This is a genomic window from Pseudomonas sp. PS01303 (genome assembly GCF_029959385.1).
GTDB classification, from domain to species: domain Bacteria; phylum Pseudomonadota; class Gammaproteobacteria; order Pseudomonadales; family Pseudomonadaceae; genus Aquipseudomonas; species Aquipseudomonas rustica.
This window is the reverse complement of record NZ_JASCPK010000027.1, coordinates 1-24,692: the sequence shown is the minus strand read 5'-3', so window position 1 is coordinate 24,692 and position 24,692 is coordinate 1. Positions and strand designations below refer to the sequence as shown.

Here is a 24,692-nt window from a genome sequence, read left to right as displayed (position 1 = left end):
GGTTCGAAAAAAAGGTGCGCCAGTGTAGCGAATTCAACCGGGCAGCGCGCTCCAGTCGAAAGGCTCGGCGAAGCTGGCGGCGTCTTCGGCGATCAATGGCCGTGCGACAAGGAAACCTTGCACGTACTCGCAGCCATGCGCCTGCAGCCATTGGTATTGCTCGATGGTTTCGACCCCTTCGGCGATCACCAGCAAACCGTACTGTTTGCACAGGTTGATCACGGTGCTCACCAGCGAAGCGTCGCGTGCAGAGTCGGGTAATCGAGCGATGAGATGGCGATCAAGTTTGAGTGTGTCCAGCTCCAGATCACGCAGATGCGCCAGCGAACACGGGCCAGAACCGAAATCATCCAGCGCCACCCGCACACCGAGATTGCGCAACAAGCGCAGTTGCTTGCGGGTTTCGTCAGGGTTTTGCATCAAGGCTTCTTCGGTGACTTCAACTTCCAGTTGCCGAGGCTGCAGCGCATGGCGCTCCATGACCTGACGCAATTCAGTGACCAGGTTCGGCATGCTGAACTGGGTGTTGCTCAAACTCACACCAAGCACCAGATCTTCAGCGAACAAGGTTTCCCAGGCTTTGCGTTGACCAGCGCCGCGATGATAAATCCAGCTGCCGAGCCGACTGATCAACCGCGCCTCTTCCAGCAACGGCAAAAACAGCCCCGGCGGGACATCGCCAACGCTCGGGTGCTGCCAGCGCAGCAGTGCTTCAAACCCACGGATCTGGCCAGTGTCGATGGCCACTTGCGGCTGATAAACCAGATTGAAATCACGGTTCTCGATGGCGGTGCGCACGCTCTCTTCGAGCATCAAGCGCGAACGGGCGCGGCCATTCATTTCGTGATCATAGAAGCGATATTGCTGACGACCGGCGCGTTTGGCTTCGTACATGGCAATGTCGGAGGCGCGTAGCAGTCCGTCGAGGTTTGAGCCGCAGTCCGGGAACGTCGCGATGCCGATACTGGCGCCGAGGGCGATATCCAGTCCTTCGATTTGCTGGCAGATGGAAACGCGCTCGATGAGTTTCTCGGCGATCTTTGCCGCTTGCTCAGGGAATTCCAGATCCAGCAGTGCGGTGAATTCATCGCCGCCCATGCGCGCGAGGATATCGAACGGTCGCAAGCAAGCCTTCAACTGTTCAGAGACCCAGCGCAACACGCGGTCGCCAGCATCGTGACCCAGCGAATCGTTGACCCGTTTGAAGCCATCGAGATCCAGATACAGCAGCACCCAACTGCTGTCGCTGCGTTCCCCACGCAGCAGCAGGTTTTCAACGGTCTGGTAGAAACCTCGGCGATTGAGCAAACCGGTCAAAGGATCGGTAACCGCTTGGAATTCCAGTTGCTGATGAAGGTGACGCACGACCGACATGTCCAGCACGGTCACCACCATCGCGTGCTGCTCAGACGGCAGCGCAGCACATGAAAGTGCCACCGGCACCTGCTGACCCGGCGCGGTGCGTAATAAAGCGTCGTGCAGTCTTAGGGTTTCCCCGCGTTTGTAGCCGGCATAAAACTCGGAATCGGCCCACACGGGAATGTGCGGTTTCTGCAGGTAGTCGAGAAACTCCTTACCCTCCAGCTCCGTTACTGGCGCGTTGAGCAGCCGGGAAATCGCCGGGTTGGCAAAACGGATCACGCCGTCCTCGCCCACCACCAAAATCCCTTCGGCAGCGTTATCCAATACCGAAGCATTAAAGGCTCGCGCCGCTTCCAGATCATGACTCAAACGCTGCAAGGCGCGGCGATTGCGCTGGTGTTCCAGCAATGCCTGCACCTTGGGCTTGAGAATCTGTGGGTCGAACGGTTTGAACAGGTAATCCACCGCACCACTGGCGTAACCCTTGATCACGGCATCCTGAGATTGCTCGTTGGCGGTGAGGAAAATAATTGGCGTAAGGCGCGTACGCTGACTGCCGCGCATCAGCCGCGCGACCTCGAAACCGTCCATGCCCGGCATCTGCACATCGAGCAGTACCAGATCGACGTCGTGTTCAAGCAACAGACTGAGCGCCTCGAAACCGGAGGCGGCGGTGATGACCTGCCAGTCCTGACGCTGCAGCAACGCGCGCATGCTGATCAGGTTTTCAGGGTAATCATCAACAATCAATAGGACAGAGTTGCCTTCACCTGGCGGGGGTTGCGCGCATTCCATGCTGCTTCTCTTCTCGGGACTACAGGTCGGTTCCGGTAAAAACCGTACACATACTGAGCGTTCACTCTAGTCCGGGATCTGTAAAAGCAATAGCTGTCATCAGGCCATCATTTAACCAAACGTGCCATTTACCGACTAACGGTCACCGCTACAGCCCCCGGAATCCGGGAAAGATGGCATTTCGACAGGATGTTGACGTCAATCATCTGCCAAACGGGCGTTAACAAAAAACGCCTCTACGCTTATAAAGGCCGCCCCCAAAAGGCGCGGGCTAGAGCTTCTGGCACCCGCGTTCAGGATGAACTGAGTGGAAGAACCGACATGATCGATCTCGCAACATGGAACCTCAGCGTTCCCGTCGGCAGTCCGCCGTACACCGTCGAAACCTCAAAACTGGTGAATGGCTTCAAAGATCAGTACTTCCATTCCGACACCGGCACCTTGTTCTTCTGGTCACCGGTGACCGGCTCAAAAACCGAAAACGCCATCTATCCACGCACTGAACTGCGCGAGACCTACAGCAATGGCACGCTGCGAAACTGGTACTACTCGGATGCGGACAACCTGCTGCGCGCGACGGTTACGGTCAACAAAGTGCCGAGCTCGGGCAAAATCGTGATCGGCCAGATTCATGCGTATGAAAGCCAGCGGCCAATGGTGAAACTCGAATATCAGTACAAGACCAAGACTGAAACCGGCAATCTCGTGATCAAAGTGCGCATGCACCCGGATGACAAAGAAAGCCGCGTTATTACCTTGGCCACCGGGATCAAACTGGATAACGAGTTCAACTACCTCATCCACCTGAGCCCGGGCGGCGCGCTAGGCGTGAGCGCGGCCGGTTATCAATGGGATTCCCAGATCAGCGCAACGTGGCGGAATAAGCCGCTGTACTTCAAGGCCGGGGTTTACGTGCAAGACAACACCGGCTACACCAGCGAAGGCGGCCAGGTGACCTTCACCAAACTGGATATCGATCACGATAAATAACCCCCGTCCCTTGTGAGAGTTGGCCTGTCAACTGTCTGACAGCCACCCAATTTCCTACAGCCCACATCCGATCCAACTGTAGGAGTGAGCCTGCTCGCGATGACAGACCAACATCCAACATCTGTGCTGACTGACCCACCGCCATCGCGAGCAGGCTCACTCCTACAGGGGTTCAGCTATGCGTCACAGACTGCGTACAACCCACCCACAAAAAAACCCGCCTCTCGGCGGGTTTCTTCAACAGGTCAAACCAAACGCTTAGTTAACCTTAGCGTTCAACTCACCTTTCAGATAACGCTGATACATCGCTTCCAGCGAGATCGGTTTGATCTTCGAAGCATTGCCCGCAGTACCGAACGCTTCATAACGAGCGATACACACATCACGCATTGCGGTCACGGTCGCGCCGAAGAATTTACGTGGGTCGAATTCGCTCGGGTTGGTGGCCATCAGGCGACGCATGGCGCCGGTGGATGCCAGACGCAGGTCGGTGTCGATGTTGACCTTGCGCACGCCGTACTTGATGCCTTCGACGATTTCTTCAACCGGTACGCCGTAGGTTTCTTTGATGTCGCCGCCGTACTGGTTGATGATCGCCAGCCACTCTTGCGGAACCGAAGAAGAACCGTGCATCACCAGGTGGGTGTTCGGGATGCGTTTGTGGATTTCCTTGATACGGTCGATCGCCAGCACGTCGCCAGTAGGTGGCTTGGTGAACTTGTAGGCGCCGTGGCTGGTGCCGATGGCGATGGCCAAGGCATCGACCTGGGTGCGTTTGACGAAGTCAGCGGCTTCTTCCGGGTCGGTCAGCATTTGGCTGTGATCCAGAACGCCTTCGGCGCCGATACCGTCTTCTTCACCGGCCATGCCGGTTTCCAGCGAACCCAGGCAGCCCAGCTCGCCTTCTACCGAAACGCCGCAGGCGTGAGCCATGGCCACGGTTTGTTGGGTAACGCGGACGTTGTAGTCGTAGTCGGTCGGGGTCTTGCCGTCTTCGCCCAGCGAGCCGTCCATCATTACCGAGCTGAAGCCCAGTTGGATCGAACGCTGGCAGACGTCAGGGCTGGTGCCGTGATCCTGGTGCATGCACACCGGGATGTGCGGGAACTCTTCGATCGCGGCCAGGATCAGGTGACGCAGGAATGGTGCACCGGCGTATTTGCGAGCGCCGGCCGAAGCCTGAACGATCACCGGGGAGTCAGTCTTGTCAGCGGCTTCCATGATGGCGCGCATCTGCTCAAGGTTGTTGACGTTGAAGGCTGGAACGCCGTAGCCGAATTCGGCTGCGTGGTCCAACATCTGGCGCATGCTGATAAGTGCCATTGTGTGTGTCTCTCCCGGTTGAGGGTCGTTAATCGTGCCAGCCTGCCGGAGCGGCGGCGGCTATTCAAGTGATTGCAGATCGGGGGTTGAGGCCCGGTCTGGTGATTCGATAAAGCCAATTCTTCAGAACTGCGCAGAACCCTTGTAGGAGCAAAGCTTGCTCGCGAATGCGCTGGCACATTCACTGTTGATGCAAGCTGAACCAGCGCTTTCGCGAGCAAGCTCTGCTCCTACAGGTGTTGCAATTACTCGGCTTTGCAGCCGCGGCCGATCAGGTCATTGGTGGCGACCCAGTACACCAGGCCTTCCTCTCCCTTGACGTGAAACGCCAGCATGCCGTCGCTGTACAGCGTGCCCGAAGCGCCCGGCTCTTCTTTCAGGCGATAGACCTGATCACCGCCACCCAGTCGAACGTCGACTTCCTTCTTGTCGGCATCGGCGTAGCGCCACAGCACTTTGGCCTGGCTGTCGCAGATCCAGGTCGTCCAGTTATCCGCCGGGGCAGACGACTGAAACAGGTTCAACTGCGCGCAACCGCCCAACAATGCCAACGCCGCAATGGCGATCAAGCCTTTCATCCGTGTTCCTCGACTGACGGCGCACGCCGCCAGCCCTGAGTTAAAGAGTCAGACCCGTCAAGGACAACCATGTTCCTTGGCCGGGGTTTGCGTCTCGTATTTGTCCAGACCGTCCGGGCCCGAGCGCTTGTTCAGCACCGGGTTGGTTTCGGCCTGCCAGTCGGCCTGATAACAGCCCTTCTGCGACTCGCTCGGCGCCGGCGTGGCTTCGGCCTTCGGGTTACTCCCGCAGGCCGCCAGCGTACCGGTCAGCAACAACAGTGCTAACGACTTGACCATGTAAACACTCCTTTGCCTGGCCAAACGGGCGGCCTCAGGCCTTGGCCCGGCTTTCCAGGACTTCAACGGCTGGCAGCACTTTGCCCTCGACGAATTCGAGGAACGCGCCACCACCGGTGGAAATGTAGGAGATTTGCTCAGCCACGCCATATTTATCGATGGCGGCCAGGGTGTCGCCACCGCCAGCAATCGAGAATGCCGAGCTTTCAGCGATGGCCTGAGCCAGCACTTTGGTGCCGTTGCCAAACTGGTCGAATTCAAACACGCCGACCGGGCCGTTCCACAGAATGGTTTTCGACGATTTCAGCAGTTCGGCGAAGTTGGCTGCGGTTTGCGGGCCGATGTCCAGAATCATGTCGTCAGCAGCGACGTCAGCGATCAGCTTGACGGTGGCTTCTGCGGTTTCGGCGAATTCTTTGGCAACCACGACGTCAACCGGCAATGGCACGCTGACTTTGGCGGCGATTGCACGCGCGGTGTCGAGCAGATCCGGCTCGTACAGCGATTTGCCCACCGGGTGACCGGCCGCCGCGAGGAAGGTGTTGGCGATGCCGCCGCCGACGATCAACTGGTTGCAGATCTGGCTCAGGCTGTTCAGCACGTCGAGTTTGGTCGACACCTTGGAGCCGGCAACGATAGCCGCCATTGGCTGAGCCGGTGCGCCCAGGGCTTTGCCCAGTGCGTCCAGTTCAGCGGCCAGCAACGGGCCAGCAGCGGCGACTTTGGCGAACTTGGCCACGCCGTGGGTCGAACCTTCGGCGCGGTGAGCGGTGCCGAACGCGTCCATCACGAACACGTCGCACAGGGCGGCGTATTGCTGGGCCAGTTCGTCAGCGTTCTTTTTCTCGCCTTTGTTGAAGCGCACGTTTTCGAACAGCACAATGTCGCCAGCCTTGACGTCAACGCCACCGAGGTAATCAGCCACCAGCGGCACTTCGCGGCCCAGCGCTTTGCTCAGGTAGTCAGCGACAGGCTTGAGGCTGTTCTCGGCAGAGAACTCGCCTTCGGTCGGACGGCCAAGGTGCGAGCAGACCATCACGGCCGCGCCTTTTTCCAGGGCCAGCTTGATGGTCGGCAGCGAAGCCAGGATACGCGCATCGCTGGTGACAACACCGTCCTTGACTGGGACGTTGAGGTCTTCGCGGATCAATACGCGCTTACCTTGCAGATCGAGGTCGGACATCTTCAACACGGTCATGGGTCGCACTTCCTACGGTTTTTTTGAAATGGCTGTTTGCAGATAGTGTTCTGCAACGTCCAGCATTCGGTTGGCAAAACCCCATTCGTTGTCGAACCAGGCCAGGATGTTCACCAGCTTGGGGCCGGAAACACGGGTCTGACTGGCATCGACGATGGCCGAATGTGGGTCATGGTTGAAATCACAGCTGGCGTGCGGCAACTCGGTATACGCCAGCAGGCCTTTGAGCGGGCCACTGGTGGCGGCCTCGCGCAGGATCCGGTTGACCTCATTGGCGTCGGTCGCGGTGGCGGTCTGCATCGTGATGTCGAGGCAGGACACGTTGACCGTCGGCACGCGTACGGCTTTGGCTTGAATTCGCCCGGCAAGTTCCGGCAGCAGACGCTCGATCCCGCGCGCCAGACCAGTGGACACCGGGATCACCGACTGGAAAGCCGAGCGCGTGCGGCGCAGGTCTTCATGGTGATAGGCGTCGATCACTGGCTGATCGTTCATCGCCGAGTGAATGGTGGTGATCGACACGTAATCGAGGCCGATGGCCTTGTCGAGCAGACGCAACAGCGGCACGCCGCAGTTGGTGGTGCAGGAGGCGTTGGACACCAACAGTTCATCGCCGGTCAGGCAATCCTGATTGACGCCGTAGACGATGGTGGCGTCGACATCCGCCTCGCTGGCCATCGGCTGCGAGAACAGCACGCGCGGCGCGCCGGCGTCGAGAAAGCGCTGGCCGTCTTCGCGAGTGTTGTAGGCACCGGAACACTCAAGCACCAGATCGACGCCAAGCGACGCCCAATCAATACCTTCGGGGGTGGCACTGCGCAGAACCTTCACGCAGTCGCCATTAATATAGAGACAATCGCCTTCTACTCGCACTTCACCGGGAAAACGGCCGTGGGTGGAGTCGAAGCGTGTCAGGTATTCGATGCTGGCCATGTCCGCCAGATCGTTGATCGCGACAATTTCAAACCCGGCTTTCTCGCCTCGCTCAAACAACGCACGCAAGACGCAACGACCAATCCGGCCGTAGCCGTTGAGTGCAACTTTGTAAGGACGCGGTTGAGGCATGGGGTTCTCGATAGTATTCGCTACAACACAACCCCCTGTAGGAGCTGCCGAAGGCTGCGATCTTTTGATCCTGTTTTTTTTAGATCAAGATCAAAAGATCGCAGCCTCCGGCAGCTCCTACAGGGGAATGCGGTGGCTGGGGCCACCGCATTCGTACTGCTTAGTCTTCCAGCAGTTCTTCAGCCTGACCCAGGATGTTTTCCAGGGTGAAGCCGAACTCTTCGAACAGTGCCGAAGCCGGAGCCGATTCGCCGTAAGTGGTCATGCCGATCACGCGACCTTCCAGACCCACGTACTTGAACCAGAAGTCGGCGTGCGCCGCTTCGATCGCGATCCGTGCTCCAACCTGCAACGGCAGCACGTCCTGCTTGTAGCCAGCGTCCTGAGCGTCGAACACGCTGGTGCACGGCATCGAAACAACGCGCACTTTGCGGCCCTGTTCGGTCAGCTTGTCGTAAGCCTGAACCGCCAGACCCACTTCCGAACCGGTCGAAATCAGGATCAGCTCAGGCTCGCCTGCGCAGTCCTTCAGTACATAACCGCCACGGCTGATGGCGGCAATCTGGCCAGCATCGCGTTCCTGGTGTTGCAGGTTCTGACGCGAGAAGATCAGCGCCGAAGGGCCGTCCTTGCGCTCCAGCGCATTTTTCCAGGCCACGGCCGATTCAACGGCATCGGCTGGACGCCAGGTGTCGAGGTTCGGTGTGGTACGCAGGCTGGTCAGTTGCTCGATCGGCTGGTGCGTCGGGCCGTCTTCGCCCAGACCGATGGAGTCGTGGGTGTAGACGTGGATGACTTGCTTCTTCATCAGCGCGGACATGCGCACGGCGTTGCGGGCGTATTCCATGAACATCAGGAAGGTCGCGCCGTAAGGCACCAGACCGCCGTGCAGGGTCACGCCGTTCATGATTGCGGTCATGCCGAATTCGCGCACGCCGTAGTACATGTAGTTGCCGCTGGCATCTTCAGCGCTGACGCCTTTGCAACCTTTCCACAGGGTCAGGTTGGAACCGGCGAGGTCAGCGGAGCCGCCAAGCAGTTCCGGCAGCAGCGGGCCGAAGGCGTTCAAGGTGTTCTGGCTGGCTTTACGGCTGGCGATGGTTTCGCCTTTGGCCGCGACTTCAGCGATGTAGGCCGAGGCTTTTTCGGAGAAGTCAGCCGGCAGTTCACCGCTCAGACGACGGATCAGTTCGTTGGCTTCGGTCGGGAACGCCGCGGAGTAAGCAGCGAAACGTTGATCCCACTCGGCTTCGGCCGCACGACCTTTCTCCTTGGCATCCCACTCGGCATAGATGTCGGCCGGGATTTCGAACGGGCCGTAGTTCCAGTTCAGCGCCTTGCGGGTCAGAGCGATTTCCGCGTCACCCAATGGGGCCCCGTGGCAGTCTTCTTTGCCCTGCTTGTTCGGCGAACCGAAACCGATGGTGGTCTTGCAGCAGATCAGGGTCGGCAGCGGGCTCTTGCGAGCGGTTTCGATGGCAGTCTTGATCTCTTCCGGGTCGTGACCGTCAACGTTGCGGATCACCTGCCAGTTGTAGGCTTCGAATCGCTTCGGGGTGTCATCGGTGAACCAGCCTTCGACTTCGCCGTCGATGGAGATGCCGTTGTCATCGTAGAAAGCGATCAGCTTGCCCAGACCCAACGTACCGGCCAGGGAAGCGACTTCGTGGGAAATGCCTTCCATCATGCAGCCATCACCCAGGAACACGTAGGTGTGGTGGTCGACGATGTCGTGGCCAGGACGGTTGAACTGCGCGCCCAGGACTTTTTCAGCCAGGGCGAAACCGACGGCGTTGGCCAGACCCTGACCCAACGGGCCAGTGGTGGTTTCAACGCCCGGCGTGTAACCGAATTCCGGGTGGCCCGGGGTGCGGCTGTGCAATTGACGGAACTGCTTGAGGTCGTCGATCGACAGGTCGTAACCGGTCAGGTGCAGCAGCGAGTAGATCAACATCGAGCCGTGGCCGTTGGACAGCACGAAGCGGTCACGGTCGGCGAACGATGGATTGCTCGGGTTGTGCTTGAGGTAGTCGCGCCAAAGCACTTCGGCGATATCTGCCATACCCATAGGTGCACCGGGATGGCCGCTGTTGGCTTTTTGCACGGCATCCATGCTGAGGGCACGAATGGCGTTGGCACGCTCACGACGGCTAGGCATCGCTGATCTCCTGGGGTTCTGAAACTAAGGGTGAATAATCGGAACGGAAAAAAGGCGAGCATTTTCCCTCACCGGGACGCCTCGGGGCAATGATAGATAGTCATCGGCAGGCGTTTTTCCCATGCTTAACGGCGGTTTCGGCTGGTGAAACCTTTCCGCTGTTCGTTTGTAGAGTGAACCGCTTGGTTAGAAGTGCAATAAAAAGCGCCATTGATCGAGCAATATCAAAACTTTTTGATATTGGCCTTGCGAGGAATTCTCACCGTCACTAGACTGCGGCCCTATGAATTTACGCGTGCCTTCCATTCGCCATGACGATTGCGACGAGCTGGCGGCCCTGTGCAAGGCCGGCGGCGATCCGTTGCGGCTGAATGTATTGCGCGCGCTGGCCAACGACTCGTTTGGTGTATTGGAGCTGGCGCAGATTTTCGGCATCGGTCAGTCCGGCATGAGTCATCACCTTAAAGTCTTGGCGCAGGCTGATCTGGTGGCAACGCGCCGCGAAGGCAACGCGATTTTTTATCGCCGCGCCCTGCCCCACACCGAATTGCTTGGCGGCAAATTGCACGCGGCATTGTTAGAAGAAGTCGACAACCTCGATCTGCCTGATGACGTGCAAGCGCGCATCGAACAGGTGCATGGCCAACGTGCCGCGGCCAGTCAGGACTTTTTCGCTCGGGTCGCGGAGAAATTTCGCGCCCAGCAAGACTTGATCGCCGGCCTGCCGCAGTACCGCGACAGCGTGCTGGCCCTGCTCGACAAACTGAACTTCAATGGTGCGGCCACGGCCATTGAAGTCGGCCCCGGCGATGGTGCTTTTCTGCCGGAACTGGCGCGTCGCTTCGGCACTGTAACCGCGCTGGACAACAGCCCGGCGATGCTCGAACTGGCGCGTCAGGTTTGCGAACGTGAACAGCTGGCTAACGTCAGCCTGCAATTGGCCGATGCATTGAACGGCACAAGCCTTCAGGCCGATTGCGTTGTACTGAATATGGTCTTGCACCATTTCGCCGCGCCGGCCGATGCGCTCAAGCACATGGCCGACCTGCTGCAACCGGGCGGTAGTCTGCTCGTGACAGAGTTATGTAGCCACAACCAGAGTTGGGCCAGGGAGGCCTGCGGTGATCTATGGTTGGGGTTTGAACAGGACGATTTGGCCCGTTGGGCCACCGCTGCGGGACTCGTTCCCGGGGAAAGCCTCTATGTAGGCTTACGTAATGGTTTCCAGATCCAGGTTCGCCACTTTCAGCGACCGGCTGGCGACACTCACCATCGGTAAATTCAGGAAAACATCGAGATGAGCGAATACTCCCTCTTCACCTCCGAGTCCGTGTCTGAAGGACATCCGGACAAAATCGCCGACCAGATTTCCGATGCGGTGCTGGACGCCATCATTACCCAGGACAAACACGCACGCGTTGCCGTGGAAACTCTGGTCAAGACTGGCGTGGCCATCGTTGCCGGTGAAGTGACCACCAGCGCCTGGGTCGATCTGGAAGAGATCGTGCGTAACGTGATTCTCGACATCGGCTATGACAGCTCCGACGTCGGCTTCGACGGCGCGACCTGCGGCGTGATGAACATCATCGGCAAGCAGTCCCCAGACATCAACCAAGGTGTTGACCGTGCCAAGCCTGAAGATCAGGGCGCCGGCGACCAGGGCCTGATGTTCGGCTACGCCAGCAACGAAACCGACGTTTTGATGCCTGCACCGATCACCTTCTCGCACCAGTTGGTGCAGCGCCAGGCCGAAGCCCGTAAATCGGGTCTGCTGCCTTGGCTGCGCCCGGACGCCAAGTCGCAAGTGACTTGCCGTTACGAAGGCGGCAAGGTTGTCGGTATCGACGCGGTTGTTCTGTCGACCCAGCACAACCCTGAAGTGTCGTACAAAGACCTGCGCGAAGGCGTGATGGAGCTGATCGTCAAGCACGTGCTGCCTGCCGAACTGCTGAGCAAAGACACCCAGTTCCACATCAACCCGACTGGCCAGTTCATCATTGGCGGCCCGGTAGGTGACTGCGGTCTGACCGGTCGCAAGATCATCGTCGACAGCTACGGCGGCATGGCCCGTCACGGCGGCGGCGCTTTCTCCGGCAAAGATCCATCGAAGGTTGACCGTTCGGCTGCGTACGCTGGCCGTTACGTTGCCAAGAACATCGTCGCTGCCGGCCTGGCCGAGCGTTGCGAGATTCAGGTTTCCTACGCGATCGGTGTGGCTCAGCCAACTTCGATCTCGCTGAACACCTTCGGCACCGGCAAGATCAGCGATGACAAGATCGTCAAACTGGTGCGTGAAGTGTTCGACCTGCGTCCATACGCAATCACCACCATGCTCGATCTGCTGCACCCGATGTACCAGGAAACTGCAGCGTACGGCCACTTCGGTCGCACGCCAGAGACCAAGACCGTTGGCGAAGACACCTTCACCACGTTCACCTGGGAAAAAACCGACCGCGCCGACGCCCTGCGCGCTGCTGCTGGTCTGTAAGACTTTCCCCGGCGGCACAAAAAGCCCCGCACGGTTCGCGCCGTGCGGGGTTTTTTTGTGCTTGAAACCCGGAGTTCAACTCAGAACGTTCAGGTCGATGCATATCCAACAAACCACTCGGTCAGTCCCCTCTCCCCCCGGGAGAGGGCTAGGGTGAGGGGCTCTTTTCATTGCACAGAAACAAGCCGTAAAACACCCACCCGGCAGAGTAAATATCTTCGCCTAACCTTCAATCATTCCCCTCGAGCAAGGACGCTCACGATGCTTGCCACGCTGCGCCTGTTATTTATTGTCCTGCTGATGCCCGCAACATTCAGCGCCCACGCCACCTGCCCGAACTGGCCCGGGCCCCAAGCCCAACGCGAAATCACCACCCTGCAAAAACAGATCAACCAATGGGACGACGCCTACCACCGCGAAGGCCGCTCACTGATTGCCGACGAACTCTACGATCAATCCGTTGCGCAACTGAATGAGTGGCGGGCGTGTTTCAAACTGCCCTCGCCGCCCAATCCCTTGCGCACAGTTTCGGGCTCAATCGCACACCCCATCGCCCATACCGGTCTGGATAAAATCCACAAAGATGAGGGCGTGGGTGCGTGGCTACATGATCGCAAGGATGTCTGGGTTCAACCCAAAGTCGACGGTGTCGCCGTGACGCTGATTTATCGCGCGGGCGTTTTGCAACAAGCCATCAGCCGTGGCGACGGGGTTAGCGGGCAGGACTGGACAGCCTCAGCACAAAAAATCGACGCCATCCCGCAACGCCTGTCACAACCTTTGGATTTGCTGGTGCAGGGCGAACTCTACTGGCGCTTGAACGAACACGTGCAAGCTCGATCCGGCAGCGTTAACGCGCGCGCCACCGTCGCCGGCCTGATGGGGCGAAAATCTTTGGATGCCGAACAAGCTTCCGGGATTGGATTGTTCGTTTGGGACTGGCCCCAAGGCCCAGCGCAATTGCCCGAGCGAATCGCCACGTTGGCGACGCTGGGTTTCGCCACAATTGAACCGTACAGCCACCCCGTCACCGATTTTGCTGCAGCGCAGAAATGGCGCGATCACTGGTATCGCTCGCCCCTGCCCTTTGCCACTGACGGCGTGGTATTGCGCCAGAGCCAACGACCACCCGCCGAGCGCTGGCAGGTGCGCGCTCCCTATTGGGCAATTGCCTGGAAGTATCCTTTTGCTCAAGCGCTGGCCGAAGTACGCAAGGTCAACTTCAAGATCGGGCGCACCGGGCGCATCACGCCGGTGCTCGAACTCAAACCCGTCATGCTCGATGACCGCGAAATCAAACGGGTCAGCGCCAGCTCGTTCAAACGCTGGCAAGACCTGGACATTCGCCCCGGCGATCAAGTGGCAATCAGCCTCGCCGGCCTGACGATTCCACGGCTCGATAGCGTTGTGCTGCGCGCCACCGAACGCGCAGCCCTCAACATCCCCAACGCCGACGACTTCCACGCGCTGAGCTGCTGGCAACCCACCCCCGGTTGCGAGAGCCAGTTTCTTGCGCGCTTGACCTGGCTCAGTGGCAAGCAAGGATTGGCGATGCAGAATGTCGGGCGCGGCACTTGGGAGAAACTTCTCGAAACACGCCGCGTGAACAACCTGCTGGATTGGTTAACCCTCGACGCGCCAGAGCTTGCTAACATTACCGGCTTCGGCGAGCGCAGCAGCGCGCGTTTGCTCAACAGTTTTAACAGCGCGCGCCAACGGCCGTTCACTCAATGGCTGAAAGCTTTGGGCATGCCGCCAACCGGTCAGGCACAACTGCCTGACTCGTGGCAGGCGCTGGCACAACGTGACACCGAACAATGGCAGGCAGAAGCCGGTATCGGCCCGGGACGCGCGGCGCAATTGAGCGCATTCTTTCGCGACCCGCAAGTGCTGGCTCTGAGTGAAACCTTACAGGCCGCCGCAATCGACGGTTTCTGAACACGCAACCCCCGCAAGCCGGGAACCCAACGGCCGGCAAAGCGCTCCAACAGCGCAGTGCCCTACCGACCCGATTGCCTTTGCACATGGAGCTTTTATGAAATTTCTCGCACCGCTCGCCCTGCTGACCCTTTGCGGCGTAATGGCCGCCCCCGTGATGGCTGACGAAGACGCCCCGGGCCTGACCGGTTGCGCTGCTAAAAAGCAGGGCATCATGAACCAGATCGAACAGGCCAAATCCCGTGGCAATGCCGATCAGCAGGCCGGTCTGGAAACTGCACTGAATGAAGTGACCAAGAACTGCACCGACGCTGGCCTGAAAAAAGAGCGCGAAAATAAAGTGCTCGAAGCCAAACACGAAGTGAGCCAGCGCCAGGCTGATCTCGACAAGGCGATGAAGAAAGGCGATCCGGAAAAGATCAACAAGCGCAAAGACAAACTCGCCGAGTCGCGCAAAGAACTGCAAGACGCGCTGGATGAAATCGATAAGTAATTGATGGCCTTGTGGCGAGGGGATTTATCCCCGTTCGGCGGCGAAGCCGTCGCAAATCCGGCTGGCCGGGACTGACTGAAAAAACTCGGCTGTATGGTTTTGGGGCTGCTTCGCAGCCCAACGGGGATAAATCCCCTCGCCACAGGGTTACTCAGCAGTCTTGAAGATCAATGATCCCGAAACTGTTTATGGCAAGCGCTGCAGGCGTCTTCAACCTTCTGCACCGCAGGCCCGAGGTTACTGGCCTTGTACGGCTGAACCTGGCTGGCGATCACCAATTCACCGGTGGCCGCTTCCAGCTTGCGGGCCATGTCCTGAAACTGCGCCTGTTTTTGCCAGACATCGTCCTTGGCGCTGGTGTGATCTTCTTCGCGCACCTGCGGGAAATGCTTCCACGGCTCATGGGACAGCGCATCGAGTTTGACCGCGCCTTCGGCAAATTTCGGCCCGTCGAACGGAATGCGTCCGCGCAACATGCCACCGAGGTCTTCGCCGGTTTTGAGCATTTGTTTGAAGATTGCCTTGCGTTGACCCAGTGGAGAGTTCGGATCGACACCGCCACAGGCGGACAAGGTCAGACAGGCCAGCAATACAACAGAAAGTCTTTTAAGAGTCATGGTGGCTTCAGGTCACGGAATCGGCGGCCAGTATCCCCGCGTCACCGACAAACACCAATAGCCCTATTAAAATTAAGGGTTGTCTGAACGCATGGAGCATTCGGGCGACCGGCACAGGAATTACTCCATGAACAGCCGCTTCGAGGCCTGGCGTCACCCACTGATCGCAACCCTTCCGCTGCTGGCGATCCTCGCCGGCTGCACCGGTGGCGAGACTGCCAAGCCGAAAACCCACGCACTGGCCACTTACTCCAGCGCCACGTGGGAAGCACTGCCGGTTGTGTCCGACAGCGATCTGGTGGCAGGTTTCGGTTCGTGGCGCAGCGCCTGCACCCGACTCAAGGCTGATACGGTCTGGGGCCCGACCTGCGCAGCAGCGGCCACTGTGCCGCAGAGCGCCGACGAGATTCGCGCCTTTCTCAAACAGAACCTCGATGTCTTCGGCCTGCGCGCTGAAAACGACAATCCCAACGGCTTGATCACCGGTTACTACGAGCCGGTCTACCCCGGCAGCCTGACCCCGACCGACGTGGCAAATGTCCCGGTGTACGGCGTGCCCGAAGACATGATCATCGTCTCGCTCGACAGCATCTATCCGGAATTGAAGGGCAAACGCCTGCGCGGTCGTCTCGAAGGTCGCGTGCTCAAACCTTACGACGACGCCGCGACCATCGAAGCCAAAGGTGTGAAAGCCCCCGTGGTCGCCTACCTGACCGATCCGATGAACCTGCAATTCCTGCAAATTCAGGGTTCCGGGCGCATCCAGACCCAGGACGGCAAACAGCTGCGCATTGCTTACGCCGATCAGAACGGTCATCCGTACCGGCCGATTGGTCGTTGGCTGGTCGAGCAAGGCGAGTTGAAGAAAGAAGACGTGACCATGAGCGCGATCAGCAATTGGGCCAAGGCCAACCCGTCGCGCATCCCGGAACTGCTGGGCAGCAACCCGAGCTACGTGTTTTTCACGCGCAACCCGGACAGCAACGAAGGCCCGCGCGGTTCGCTGAACGTACCGTTGACGGCTGGCTATAGCGCGGCGGTGGATCGCAAGGTGATTCCGTTAGGCAGTCTGTTGTGGCTGTCGACCACGCGCCCGGATGGCACCGCATTGGTTCGCCCGGTCGCGGCGCAGGACACTGGCGGCGCGATTGCTGGCGAGGTGCGTGCGGATTTGTTCTGGGGCACAGGCGATGCGGCCGGGCAACTGGCCGGGGACATGAAACAGCAGGGGCAAATCTGGATGCTCTGGCCAAAAGGCGCGCCGCTGCCGCAAGTGCCGCAGGTGGCGGATACAGAGAAGAAGTAACCCTTAGGATCTTTGTCGTTTGAACAATGGCTTTCGCGAGCAGGCTCGCTCCCACAGTTGGAATGCACATCCATGTGGGAGCGAGCCTGCTCGCGAAGAGGCCATCAGCAACATCGATAATCAAACAGACACAAAGAAGAACGAAGCAATCAACCCCATCCCCACAAACCACACCAGCGAGCGCAAGATCGCCCAGTCGGCCAGATAGCAAATGATGTACAGCAGGCGACTGGTGATAAACATCACCGCCAGCACATTCACTGTCACCAACTGCGCAGTCCCCACCAGATGCGCGACGAGCACCGCCGCGGCAAACGCCGGCATCACTTCAAAGCTGTTCAATTGCGCCGCATGCGCCCGCCGAGCCACACCATTCAGGCTTTCGAGAAAATCGCGCGGATCATGATTGTCACTCAGCCGGTAGCCACCGACAGCCTTGGCCACACCGGTGCAGACATACGGCAAAAATATCGCGATCAACACACACCACAGAGCCACCGTCATAACGCCGTCCTTTTTTCGAGTTATAGAATTCGCGGGCTGTCAGAACTTCATGATCAGCATGCCAATCAGCACCAGCCCACAGGCTAAGAGCCGCGGTCGGCCAAAAGGTTCTTTGAGGTAGCGCATACCGAACAGCACCACCAGGATCACGCTGATCTCACGCAACGCCGCCGCTTCGGCAATCGAGCCCAATTGCATTGCCCACAGCACCAGAGCGTAGCTGGCCAACACGCAGAAGCCCACCGCCAGACCGAGCTTCCATTGCTCGCGCCAGAACAGCATGAACGCCGGACGCTTGGCGACCCACGCCAGCAACGGAAACGGCCAGGCGCTGAGCAGCGTGACCCAGACCAGATAATCCAGCGGATGCGACCAGCGCCGCAGCGCCTGGCCATCGATGTAGGTGTAACAACCGATGCACAGGCCAATCAGCGCCACCACGGGCAGCATCGACCACGGCAAGTGCTTGCCACCACCGCCCTGCCAAAGCAGGCAGGCCATGCCCACCGGAATCAGCATGATCCCGAAGATCTGCTGGGTGGTGAGCACCTCACCGGCGAAGATCAGGGTCAGCGCCAGCACCACCAGCGGCGACAGTCCGCGCATCAGTGGATAGACCAGCCCCAGATCGCCCACCCGATACGCTTGAATCAACAAATAGCGATAGAGCAGTTCAAACGCCGCCGACGCCAGAATCCATGGCCAGATTTCCATGGGCGGCAGGCTCACAAACGGAAACGCGATGGCGACGACCAGCAGCGCCACGGTGTCCATGCACGCCACCACCAGCAGCCGCTCGGCGCTGAATTTGATCAACGTATTCCACGTCGCATGCAACAGCGCCGCCATCAATACCAAAGCTGTCGCCAGCACGTCTTGCTCCTTATTTTTATAATTCCCGTGTAGGAGCTGCCGAAGGCTGCGATCTTTTGATCCTGATTTTTAAGAGCAAGATCAAAAGATCGCAGCCTGCGGCAGCTCCTACAGTGAAAATCGATAATTCGAATAGTCAGATTATTGATTCGCGATGTGTCAGCAGCTGTTTATACTGCAAGCGACCACGCCGCACTCAGTTGCGCACAGAAAAATTCCAATAATTCCCGCCTGCACCGCCTCTCTCCGAGAACGGTCGATGGCCTGCGTACGCCTGATCACAGCGTCAAGACTACCGACAGAGACCTTGCGCATGCCACTCGCTTTGCTTGCCCTCGCTGTTGCCGCGTTCGGCATCGGCACTACTGAATTCGTCATCATGGGCCTGCTGCCCGACGTCGCCCGCGACCTCGCCGTGAGCATTCCCCACGCTGGTTTGTTGATCACCGGGTACGCGCTGGGCGTGGTTTTCGGCGCGCCGATCCTAGCGATCGGCACCGCCAACATGCCGCGCAAAGCGACATTGCTGGGCATGACGCTGATGTTCATCCTCGGCAACATCCTCTGCGCCCTCGCCCCGAACTACGCGACGCTGATGGCTGCACGCGTGGTCACGGCGCTGTGCCACGGTGCGTTTTTCGGCATCGGCTCGGTGGTTGCCGCCGGGCTCGTTGCGCCGAACAAACGTGCGCAAGCAATTGCGATGATGTTCACCGGCCTGACTTTGGCCAACGTCCTCGGCGTGCCATTGGGCACAGCGCTCGGCCAGTACGCCGGGTGGCGATCGACGTTCTGGGCAGTGTCGGTAATCGGCGTCATCGCCGCCCTCGCGCAGTGGTTCTGGCTGCCGAAACACATCCCGATGGACAAGGCCAACCTCGCCAGCGAGTTCAAAGTGCTGGGCAAGGTCAATGTGCTGCTGGCGCTGGGCATGAGCGTGCTGGCCTCGACCAGTCTGTTCAGCGTGTTCACCTACATCGCGCCGATCCTGCAGGACATCACCGGCGTCAGCCCGCATGGCGTGACCGTGATGTTGCTGTTGTTCGGCGTGGGCTTGACCGGTGGCAGCATGCTCGGTGGACGTCTGGCGGACAGCCGTTTGTTGCCTTCGCTGGTCGGTGTGGCGCTGGCGGTTGTGGTGATTCTGGCGGCGTTCAGTCAGACCAGCCGTTCGGTGGTACCCGCCGCAATCACGCTGGTGCTGTGGGGGATATTCGCTTTTGCGCTGTGCCCGATTTTGCAGTTGCTGATCATCGATCAGGCGCATGAGGCGCCGAATTTGGGTTCGACGTTGAACCAGAGTGCCTTCAATCTGGGTAACGCGGCGGGTGCATGGATTGGCGGGCTGGTGGTGGCCAGCGGTGCGGATCTGGCGGATCTGCCGTGGACGGGGGCGCTGGTCGGCGGGTTGACGGTGCTGACGGCGCTTTGGTTTATTTATCTGCAACGTCGGGGTGCGGTTGCGGTCAATGTGTCCGGCTAGCCCTCACCCTAACCCTCTCCCGGAGGGAGAGGGGACTGACCGAGGTGAATGTCGAGCTACGCCGACGTGAAACTTCGAGTCGAACTCAGGATTTGAATTCGACCAAGATCGGCTCCTTCTCCCTCCGGGAGAGGGCTGGGGTGAGGGAAGCTTGTGCCCTCAGCCACTGTCACCCCATCAAACCCTTGCGCCCAAGTATGGCCGCACCTCAAAAACCCCTCCATCCAAAGGACCCCGGATGCTTGAACTTGTCGCCGCTTTCATCTGCCTCACCACCCTCCTCACCTTCGTCAACTTCCGCTTCATCGGACTGCCGCCGACCATCGGCGTGATGGTCACCGCGCTGCTGTTCTCGCTGATCCTGCAAGGCCTGAGCGTACTCGGCTATCCCGGTCTTGAAGAACGCGTGCAGCAACTGATCGGCCAGATCGACTTCGGCGATCTGTTGATGAACTGGATGCTCTCGTTCCTGCTGTTCGCCGGCGCCTTGCACGTCAACCTCAACGACTTGCGCAGCTACCGCTGGCCGATTGGCCTGCTGGCGACCTTCGGTGTGTTGATCGCCACCACGGTGATCGGCAGCCTCGCCTTTTACATCTTTGCCCTGTTCGGCTGGCACGTGAGTTTCCTTTACTGCCTGCTGTTCGGCGCGCTGATTTCGCCCACCGACCCGATCGCGGTGCTCGGCGTGTTGCGTACCGCCAACGCCTCGAAACCACTGAAAACCACCATCGTCGGCGAGTCGCTGTTCAACGACGGCACGGCGGTTGTGGTGTTCACCGTGTTGCTCGGCATCGCCCAACTCGGCGAAACCCCGACCGTCAGCGCCACGGCCATGCTGTTCGTTCACGAAGCGATTGGCGGTGTGCTGTTCGGCGGGCTGATCGGTTACCTGGTCTATCGGATGATCAAAAGCATCGAGCAGCACCAGATCACCGTGATGCTGACGCTGGCGCTGGTCATCGGGGGTTCGGCGATGGCCACCGAGATTCATGTGTCAGCGCCGATCGCGATGGTGGTCGCCGGTCTGATCATCGGCAACGTCGGGCGCAATCTGGCGATGAACGAAATGACTCGTCGTTATCTCGACGGTTTCTGGGAATTGCTCGATGACATGCTCAACGCGCTGCTGTTCGCGCTGATCGGCATGGAGCTGTTGCTGCTGCCGTTCAACTGGTTGCACATGGCCGCGGCCGGTGTGTTGGCGGTGGCGATTCTGTTGTCGCGTCTGCTCACCGTCGCTCCGGCGATTCTGCTGCTACGGCGCTGGCGCACAGTGCCCGCCGGCACCATCCGCATTCTGACCTGGGGTGGTTTGCGCGGCGGTGTTTCGGTGGCACTGGCGCTGGCCCTGCCGCTGGGGCCGGAGCGCGATTTGCTGCTGAGCATCACCTACATCGTGGTGCTGTCGTCGATCCTGCTGCAGGGCCTGACCATCGGCAAACTGGTCAAGCATGCGACGCGCAATGAGCCGAAAGCGGCGACTGAATCTGTGCACTGACGCATCACCGTGGCGCCGTCTCGCGGGCAGTGCTCAGCACTGCCTCAACCTGCCCGGCAGCGTGTAACAGATGACTGTCAGCTCTGAACGCGCCAATCATTTGCAAGCCAATGGGCAACGCCCCGGTCTTGCGGACGAGAGGAAGGTTGATTTGCGGTAAGCCAAACGCTATCCAGAACTTGCTGAAATCGGATGGCCCCGTCGCGCCAAGCCCCAACGGCGCGACGATACCGCAGCTCGCACCCAGCACCGCGTCGAACGGTTGGAATATCGGCTCCAGCACCGCGGCTAACGTTGCCAAGCGTTTCTTCGCCGCTGACTCTTGCGCCCACGTCGTCAGACGGGCGCGCTCGATCATCGCCAGTAATTCCTCACTGAGTTGGTCAGGGTGCGCTTGCAGCTCCTTGGCCAGTGATCGGGCGCCCTCGCAATCGTTGATCAACAGATGATCATCGAATACCGACGCAAACTCTTCAGGCAGCACCACCTCAATGACTTGATGGCCCGCCATTCGCAAATCCTCAACAGCGCCTTCCAATGCTGTGGCTACCTCTTCATCAACCTGATCCCAACGCGCCGTACGACAGAAGCCGAACGTGCAAACGCTCTGTTGATGAGCAAGCGTCGGGAGACCGGGGATCAAGACTTGCGCCATCAGCTCGAGATCGCGCACCGAGCGGCCATACCAACCCACCGTGTCGAAACTCGGCGCCAATGGCTTTACCCCTTCCAGCGAAACCAGCCCGTACGAAGGTTTGAACGCATACAGACCGCAGTAGGATGCTGGCTTGATCAATGACCCGGCGGTCTGCGTGCCCAACGCGAGCGGAAAAAATCCGGCCGCCATCCCCGCTGCCGAGCCGGCACTAGAGCTTCCGGGTGTTCTGTCGAGATCATGCGGATTGCGAGTTGGCCCGGTGTGCATGTAAGCGAATTCGGTGGTGTGGGTCTTGCCCATGATCACCGCCCCGGCCTGGCGCAGCAGTGCGACGACATGGGCATCACGCGAAGGACGATTGTCCTCATAGATCGGCGAGTAGAAACGGGTCGGATGATCCACGGTGTCATAAATGTCCTTGACCCCCACCGGCACACCCGCCAGCAAGCCTTTCGCGTGACCGTTCTGCAGTTGGCGAGCCTGGCGGCGTACCTCTTCCGGGTCGAACGAAACAAACGCTTTTATGATGGGCTCGCGCGTATCGACGCATTCAAGAAAATACTCGGCAACGGTCTCCGCACCCACGTCAGCGCAGCGCACGCTTTCGGCAATGGCGGAGGCATCAGCCTGATCAAAATTGTGCATAAACACCCTGCAAGTCAGTGAAGCCCTTTATCTCAATCGGATTGCCGGCAGGATCCAGAAAAAACATCGTGGCTTGCTCACCAGGCTCTCCGGGAAAACGAATGTGTGGACGAAGCACAAATTGCACCTGGCTTTCGATCAAGCGCTCCTTCAACGCAACCCAGTCCAACATCTCTAGGATCACGCCGAGATGGGGCATCGGCACGTCATGCTCGCCGACTTTCCCGGTGTTGCTGACCGCAAAGGGTTCGCCCAAGTGCAACGACAATTGATGGCCGAAAAAATCGAAATCGACCCACGTCTCGGTACTGCGACCTTCTTTACACCCCAGCAAACCTCCATAAAAATCGCGGGAAACCTGCAAATCGCGGACGTGCATAGCGAGATGAAAAATCGACTGCATAAAGAACTCCTGACGATCACCGGACGATGGAAACAGCGGAATGCTTGAAGACTGTGCGGTTTGGATCAAAAGAGATAGCCTGTAATTCTTACTGCTATCGAAAGCATTTCTTATGGACACGCGATATTTAAAGAGCCTGATCACCGTCGTCGAATGCGGCTCGATCGCCCATGCTGCGCGAATTGAAGGACTGACGGCCGCCGCAATCAGCCAGCGCATTCTCGCGCTCGAACGGCAACTCGGTTTTGAGCTGTTATCCCGCGTCGGGCATGCCGCTAAGCCGAGTCAGGCCTGTCTCGGTCTGTTGCCCAGAGCCAGAGGTATCGTCCGTGAAGTGGCCTTATTGGCGGGAGACGCTGACGGCGCGGGGCTGACCGGACAGTTGCGAATCGGCGCGATTTCCACGGTTCTGACCGGGCTGATGCCGGAAGCATTGCGCGCGCTGACCGTGTCGGCGCCGGGTTTGACGCCGGTGATCGTGCCGGGAACATCGCGATCGCTGTATCAGGCACTTCTCTCAGGCGAGGTGGACGCGGCGATCCTCGTCGCTCCGCCGTTCGAATTGCCCAAAGCCCTGCAAGCGGTGTCCCTGCGCAAGGAACCGCTGGTGTTTCTGTCGAAAGAAAAGTCCTCGATCAGCATCCCTGCGCAACTCATGAGCCAGCCCTACATCCGTTACGACCCGGACGCCTGGGGCGGACGCTACGCCGAGCAATATCTGGCGGATCAAGGATTGAAGCCGACACCGATGGTCGATCTGGATGCGCTGGAGACCATTGCCATGCTCGTCACGGGCGGCATGGGTGTGAGCCTCGTGCCCTATTGGTCCGGTTTTGAGCAATGGGGCCATCAATGCGCAGTGAGCCAGATTGGCAATGATCGCTATGACCGCGAGATCGCGCTGATCAGCCCGGCCCAGACCGATCGGCCAAACATGATCAGCGCTTTGTGCGCGGCACTTTCAACGACCACGCCTCATCGCTCGGAATCCTTCTTCGACTCGCCTTGATCCTCATCAGGGCCGCTGGATTTCGGCGTCCCGCTCTCACTGCGAATCTGCGCGTGGCTGATCAACGCAAAGATAAAACTGCCGCCGATGATATTCCCCGCCAGCGTCGGCCCGGCGAAGACCATCCAGAAATCACTCCACGGCAACTCGCCGGCAAACACCAGGTACGAAACCTCCGCCGAACCGACGACGATGTGGGTGAAGTCGCCGAGCGCCATCAGGTAGGTGATGAGGATGATGATCCACATCTTCGCGCTCTCCATGGACGGGATCATCCAGACCATGGTGGCGATCATCCAGCCGGAGACGATGCCTTTGGCGAACATCTGGCTGGCGTGGTTTTCCATGACCTTGCGGCCAATTTCGAGGAAGGCGTGATCGGTCTTGGTGTCGAAGATCGGCAGTTCGAGCATCACGTACGCCACCAGAATCGTGCCGCAGAGGTTGCCGACCAGCACCACCGTCCACAGACGAATCAGCCGGCCGAAGTTTTGAAGGGTCGGTTTGGTCATGACCGGCAGCACGGCGGTCAGGGTATTTTCGGTGAACAGTTGCTGGCGGGCGAGGATCACCGCGAGGAAACCGGCGCAGTAGCCGAAACTGGCGATCACTTTGAATTCGTCACCGTCGGGCAGGCGCGAGTTGAGCAGGCCCATGCCCATCAGCGACAGGCCCATGGTCAACCCGGCCGCCAGCGCCGACCACCAGAGTGCGGCGATGCTGCGCTCCAGCTCCTGATCGCCTTGCGAGCGGATGATTTCATGCAGAACGGCCGCGCGGGGCGGCTGGTTTTTCTCGACTTCGTGCTGTTCTTTGGCCGAGAGATCGGGGGTCTTGCCGTCGGTAGGGGTGGTCATGGCGTGGGAACCGTGGGGGTGGTGTTTAGCTACGACCCTCGCGGCTTGGAATACGTTCTGTAGGCGCCACGCAAATCCTGCGTCGGACATGTAGGAGCTGCCGAAGGCTGCGATCTTTTGATCTTGCCTCTATAAAACAAGATCAAAAGATCGCAGCCTTCGGCAGCTC

General features: G+C 59.3%; 22 protein-coding genes. 9 read left to right on the top strand and 13 right to left on the bottom strand.

The window, feature by feature from the left end:
* Positions 1-33: 33 nt before the first annotated feature.
* Positions 34-2,157, bottom strand: a complete 2,124-nt coding sequence (locus tag QMX93_RS10895; protein ID WP_053124617.1) for an EAL domain-containing protein — start codon at positions 2,155-2,157, stop codon at positions 34-36.
* Between the two features lie 321 nt (positions 2,158-2,478).
* Between QMX93_RS10895 and QMX93_RS10890 the strand changes: the two genes are divergently transcribed.
* Positions 2,479-3,147 carry a polysaccharide lyase family 7 protein gene (locus QMX93_RS10890; RefSeq protein ID WP_282355601.1) on the top strand — a complete coding sequence of 223 codons (669 nt, stop codon included), beginning with the start codon at positions 2,479-2,481 and terminating at the stop codon, positions 3,145-3,147.
* A gap of 258 nt (positions 3,148-3,405) precedes the next feature.
* Here QMX93_RS10890 and fba read toward each other — a convergent pair whose 3' ends face one another.
* The 6 genes from fba to tkt form a co-directional block, all read right to left on the bottom strand.
* Positions 3,406-4,470 (bottom strand): class II fructose-bisphosphate aldolase, encoded by a 1,065-nt coding sequence (gene fba, locus QMX93_RS10885; RefSeq protein ID WP_007913760.1) that lies wholly within the window; start codon positions 4,468-4,470, stop codon positions 3,406-3,408.
* 245 nt (positions 4,471-4,715) lie between these two features.
* Positions 4,716-5,048 carry an MliC family protein gene (locus tag QMX93_RS10880; RefSeq protein ID WP_282355599.1) on the bottom strand — a complete coding sequence of 111 codons (333 nt, stop codon included), beginning with the start codon at positions 5,046-5,048 and terminating at the stop codon, positions 4,716-4,718.
* 57 nt (positions 5,049-5,105) lie between these two features.
* Positions 5,106-5,327 carry a hypothetical protein gene (locus tag QMX93_RS10875; RefSeq protein ID WP_007913756.1) on the bottom strand — a complete coding sequence of 74 codons (222 nt, stop codon included), beginning with the start codon at positions 5,325-5,327 and terminating at the stop codon, positions 5,106-5,108.
* A gap of 34 nt (positions 5,328-5,361) precedes the next feature.
* Complete coding sequence (locus tag QMX93_RS10870; protein WP_008081033.1) at positions 5,362-6,525, bottom strand: phosphoglycerate kinase; 1,164 nt, start codon at positions 6,523-6,525, stop codon at positions 5,362-5,364.
* A gap of 12 nt (positions 6,526-6,537) precedes the next feature.
* A complete protein-coding gene (epd, locus tag QMX93_RS10865) occupies positions 6,538-7,590 on the bottom strand; it encodes an erythrose-4-phosphate dehydrogenase (RefSeq protein WP_053124623.1) in 1,053 nt (350 codons plus the stop codon).
* A gap of 160 nt (positions 7,591-7,750) precedes the next feature.
* Positions 7,751-9,748 (bottom strand): transketolase, encoded by a 1,998-nt coding sequence (gene tkt, locus QMX93_RS10860; protein WP_282355594.1) that lies wholly within the window; start codon positions 9,746-9,748, stop codon positions 7,751-7,753.
* A 283-nt stretch (positions 9,749-10,031) separates the two neighbouring features.
* Here tkt and QMX93_RS10855 point away from each other — a divergent pair, with 283 nt between their 5' ends.
* The 4 genes from QMX93_RS10855 (at position 10,032) to QMX93_RS10840 (ending at position 14,667) form a co-directional block, all read left to right on the top strand.
* On the top strand, positions 10,032-11,027 hold the full coding sequence (locus QMX93_RS10855) for a metalloregulator ArsR/SmtB family transcription factor (RefSeq protein WP_016987232.1): 996 nt from the start codon (positions 10,032-10,034) through the stop codon (positions 11,025-11,027).
* An 18-nt stretch (positions 11,028-11,045) separates the two neighbouring features.
* A complete protein-coding gene (gene metK / locus QMX93_RS10850) occupies positions 11,046-12,236 on the top strand; it encodes a methionine adenosyltransferase (RefSeq protein WP_053124627.1) in 1,191 nt (396 codons plus the stop codon).
* Between the two features lie 261 nt (positions 12,237-12,497).
* Complete coding sequence (ligB, locus tag QMX93_RS10845; RefSeq protein ID WP_282355589.1) at positions 12,498-14,174, top strand: NAD-dependent DNA ligase LigB; 1,677 nt, start codon at positions 12,498-12,500, stop codon at positions 14,172-14,174.
* 97 nt (positions 14,175-14,271) lie between these two features.
* A complete protein-coding gene (locus QMX93_RS10840) occupies positions 14,272-14,667 on the top strand; it encodes a DUF1090 domain-containing protein (protein WP_159811855.1) in 396 nt (131 codons plus the stop codon).
* 167 nt (positions 14,668-14,834) lie between these two features.
* Here QMX93_RS10840 and QMX93_RS10835 read toward each other — a convergent pair whose 3' ends face one another.
* Positions 14,835-15,284 carry a cytochrome c gene (locus tag QMX93_RS10835; RefSeq protein ID WP_212545058.1) on the bottom strand — a complete coding sequence of 150 codons (450 nt, stop codon included), beginning with the start codon at positions 15,282-15,284 and terminating at the stop codon, positions 14,835-14,837.
* 127 nt (positions 15,285-15,411) lie between these two features.
* Here QMX93_RS10835 and QMX93_RS10830 point away from each other — a divergent pair, with 127 nt between their 5' ends.
* Entirely contained in the window at positions 15,412-16,590 is a 1,179-nt protein-coding gene (locus QMX93_RS10830; protein WP_282355581.1) for a murein transglycosylase A, read from the top strand.
* A gap of 120 nt (positions 16,591-16,710) precedes the next feature.
* On the opposite strand, the gene QMX93_RS10825 is transcribed toward QMX93_RS10830, so the two are convergent.
* Both QMX93_RS10825 and QMX93_RS10820 read right to left on the bottom strand, forming a co-directional pair.
* A complete protein-coding gene (locus QMX93_RS10825; RefSeq protein ID WP_053124636.1) occupies positions 16,711-17,094 on the bottom strand; it encodes an MAPEG family protein in 384 nt (127 codons plus the stop codon).
* A 39-nt stretch (positions 17,095-17,133) separates the two neighbouring features.
* Positions 17,134-17,967 (bottom strand): EamA family transporter, encoded by an 834-nt coding sequence (locus tag QMX93_RS10820; protein WP_159811858.1) that lies wholly within the window; start codon positions 17,965-17,967, stop codon positions 17,134-17,136.
* Between the two features lie 313 nt (positions 17,968-18,280).
* Between QMX93_RS10820 and QMX93_RS10815 the strand changes: the two genes are divergently transcribed.
* Both QMX93_RS10815 and QMX93_RS10810 read left to right on the top strand, forming a co-directional pair.
* On the top strand, positions 18,281-19,450 hold the full coding sequence (locus QMX93_RS10815) for an MFS transporter (protein ID WP_282355575.1): 1,170 nt from the start codon (positions 18,281-18,283) through the stop codon (positions 19,448-19,450).
* Positions 19,451-19,688: 238 nt separating this feature from the next.
* Positions 19,689-20,951 carry a sodium:proton antiporter gene (locus QMX93_RS10810; protein ID WP_282355573.1) on the top strand — a complete coding sequence of 421 codons (1,263 nt, stop codon included), beginning with the start codon at positions 19,689-19,691 and terminating at the stop codon, positions 20,949-20,951.
* A 4-nt stretch (positions 20,952-20,955) separates the two neighbouring features.
* Here the strand turns inward: QMX93_RS10810 and QMX93_RS10805 are convergent, their stop codons facing one another.
* Both QMX93_RS10805 and QMX93_RS10800 read right to left on the bottom strand, forming a co-directional pair.
* A complete protein-coding gene (locus tag QMX93_RS10805; protein WP_282355570.1) occupies positions 20,956-22,254 on the bottom strand; it encodes an amidase in 1,299 nt (432 codons plus the stop codon).
* The gene (locus tag QMX93_RS10800) at positions 22,241-22,657 is read right to left on the bottom strand and encodes a VOC family protein (protein ID WP_282355569.1); all 417 of its coding nucleotides are present in this window, start codon (positions 22,655-22,657) and stop codon (positions 22,241-22,243) included. Before QMX93_RS10800 ends, QMX93_RS10805 begins: the two co-directional genes overlap by 14 nt.
* A 112-nt stretch (positions 22,658-22,769) precedes the next feature.
* Between QMX93_RS10800 and QMX93_RS10795 the strand changes: the two genes are divergently transcribed.
* A complete protein-coding gene (locus tag QMX93_RS10795; protein ID WP_282355566.1) occupies positions 22,770-23,666 on the top strand; it encodes a LysR substrate-binding domain-containing protein in 897 nt (298 codons plus the stop codon).
* Here QMX93_RS10795 and QMX93_RS10790 read toward each other — a convergent pair.
* Positions 23,633-24,523 (bottom strand): formate/nitrite transporter family protein, encoded by an 891-nt coding sequence (locus tag QMX93_RS10790; protein WP_053124651.1) that lies wholly within the window; start codon positions 24,521-24,523, stop codon positions 23,633-23,635. The genes QMX93_RS10795 and QMX93_RS10790 overlap by 34 nt on opposite strands.
* Between the last annotated feature and the right edge of the window lie 169 nt (positions 24,524-24,692).

Coding starts and splice junctions, on each gene's coding strand:
- QMX93_RS10840 (WP_159811855.1), top strand. CDS start 14,272: ATGAAATTTCTCGCACCGCTCGCCCTGCTGACCCTTTGCGGCGTAATG.
- QMX93_RS10800 (WP_282355569.1), bottom strand. CDS start 22,657: ATGCAGTCGATTTTTCATCTCGCTATGCACGTCCGCGATTTGCAGGTT.
- QMX93_RS10880 (WP_282355599.1), bottom strand. CDS start 5,048: ATGAAAGGCTTGATCGCCATTGCGGCGTTGGCATTGTTGGGCGGTTGC.
- QMX93_RS10815 (WP_282355575.1), top strand. CDS start 18,281: ATGCCACTCGCTTTGCTTGCCCTCGCTGTTGCCGCGTTCGGCATCGGC.
- epd (WP_053124623.1), bottom strand. CDS start 7,590: ATGCCTCAACCGCGTCCTTACAAAGTTGCACTCAACGGCTACGGCCGG.
- ligB (WP_282355589.1), top strand. CDS start 12,498: ATGCTTGCCACGCTGCGCCTGTTATTTATTGTCCTGCTGATGCCCGCA.
- QMX93_RS10835 (WP_212545058.1), bottom strand. CDS start 15,284: ATGACTCTTAAAAGACTTTCTGTTGTATTGCTGGCCTGTCTGACCTTG.
- tkt (WP_282355594.1), bottom strand. CDS start 9,748: ATGCCTAGCCGTCGTGAGCGTGCCAACGCCATTCGTGCCCTCAGCATG.
- QMX93_RS10810 (WP_282355573.1), top strand. CDS start 19,689: ATGCTTGAACTTGTCGCCGCTTTCATCTGCCTCACCACCCTCCTCACC.
- QMX93_RS10875 (WP_007913756.1), bottom strand. CDS start 5,327: ATGGTCAAGTCGTTAGCACTGTTGTTGCTGACCGGTACGCTGGCGGCC.
- fba (WP_007913760.1), bottom strand. CDS start 4,470: ATGGCACTTATCAGCATGCGCCAGATGTTGGACCACGCAGCCGAATTC.
- QMX93_RS10790 (WP_053124651.1), bottom strand. CDS start 24,523: ATGACCACCCCTACCGACGGCAAGACCCCCGATCTCTCGGCCAAAGAA.
- QMX93_RS10830 (WP_282355581.1), top strand. CDS start 15,412: ATGAACAGCCGCTTCGAGGCCTGGCGTCACCCACTGATCGCAACCCTT.
- QMX93_RS10795 (WP_282355566.1), top strand. CDS start 22,770: ATGGACACGCGATATTTAAAGAGCCTGATCACCGTCGTCGAATGCGGC.
- QMX93_RS10895 (WP_053124617.1), bottom strand. CDS start 2,157: ATGGAATGCGCGCAACCCCCGCCAGGTGAAGGCAACTCTGTCCTATTG.
- QMX93_RS10855 (WP_016987232.1), top strand. CDS start 10,032: ATGAATTTACGCGTGCCTTCCATTCGCCATGACGATTGCGACGAGCTG.
- QMX93_RS10805 (WP_282355570.1), bottom strand. CDS start 22,254: ATGCACAATTTTGATCAGGCTGATGCCTCCGCCATTGCCGAAAGCGTG.
- QMX93_RS10890 (WP_282355601.1), top strand. CDS start 2,479: ATGATCGATCTCGCAACATGGAACCTCAGCGTTCCCGTCGGCAGTCCG.
- metK (WP_053124627.1), top strand. CDS start 11,046: ATGAGCGAATACTCCCTCTTCACCTCCGAGTCCGTGTCTGAAGGACAT.
- QMX93_RS10870 (WP_008081033.1), bottom strand. CDS start 6,525: ATGACCGTGTTGAAGATGTCCGACCTCGATCTGCAAGGTAAGCGCGTA.
- QMX93_RS10825 (WP_053124636.1), bottom strand. CDS start 17,094: ATGACGGTGGCTCTGTGGTGTGTGTTGATCGCGATATTTTTGCCGTAT.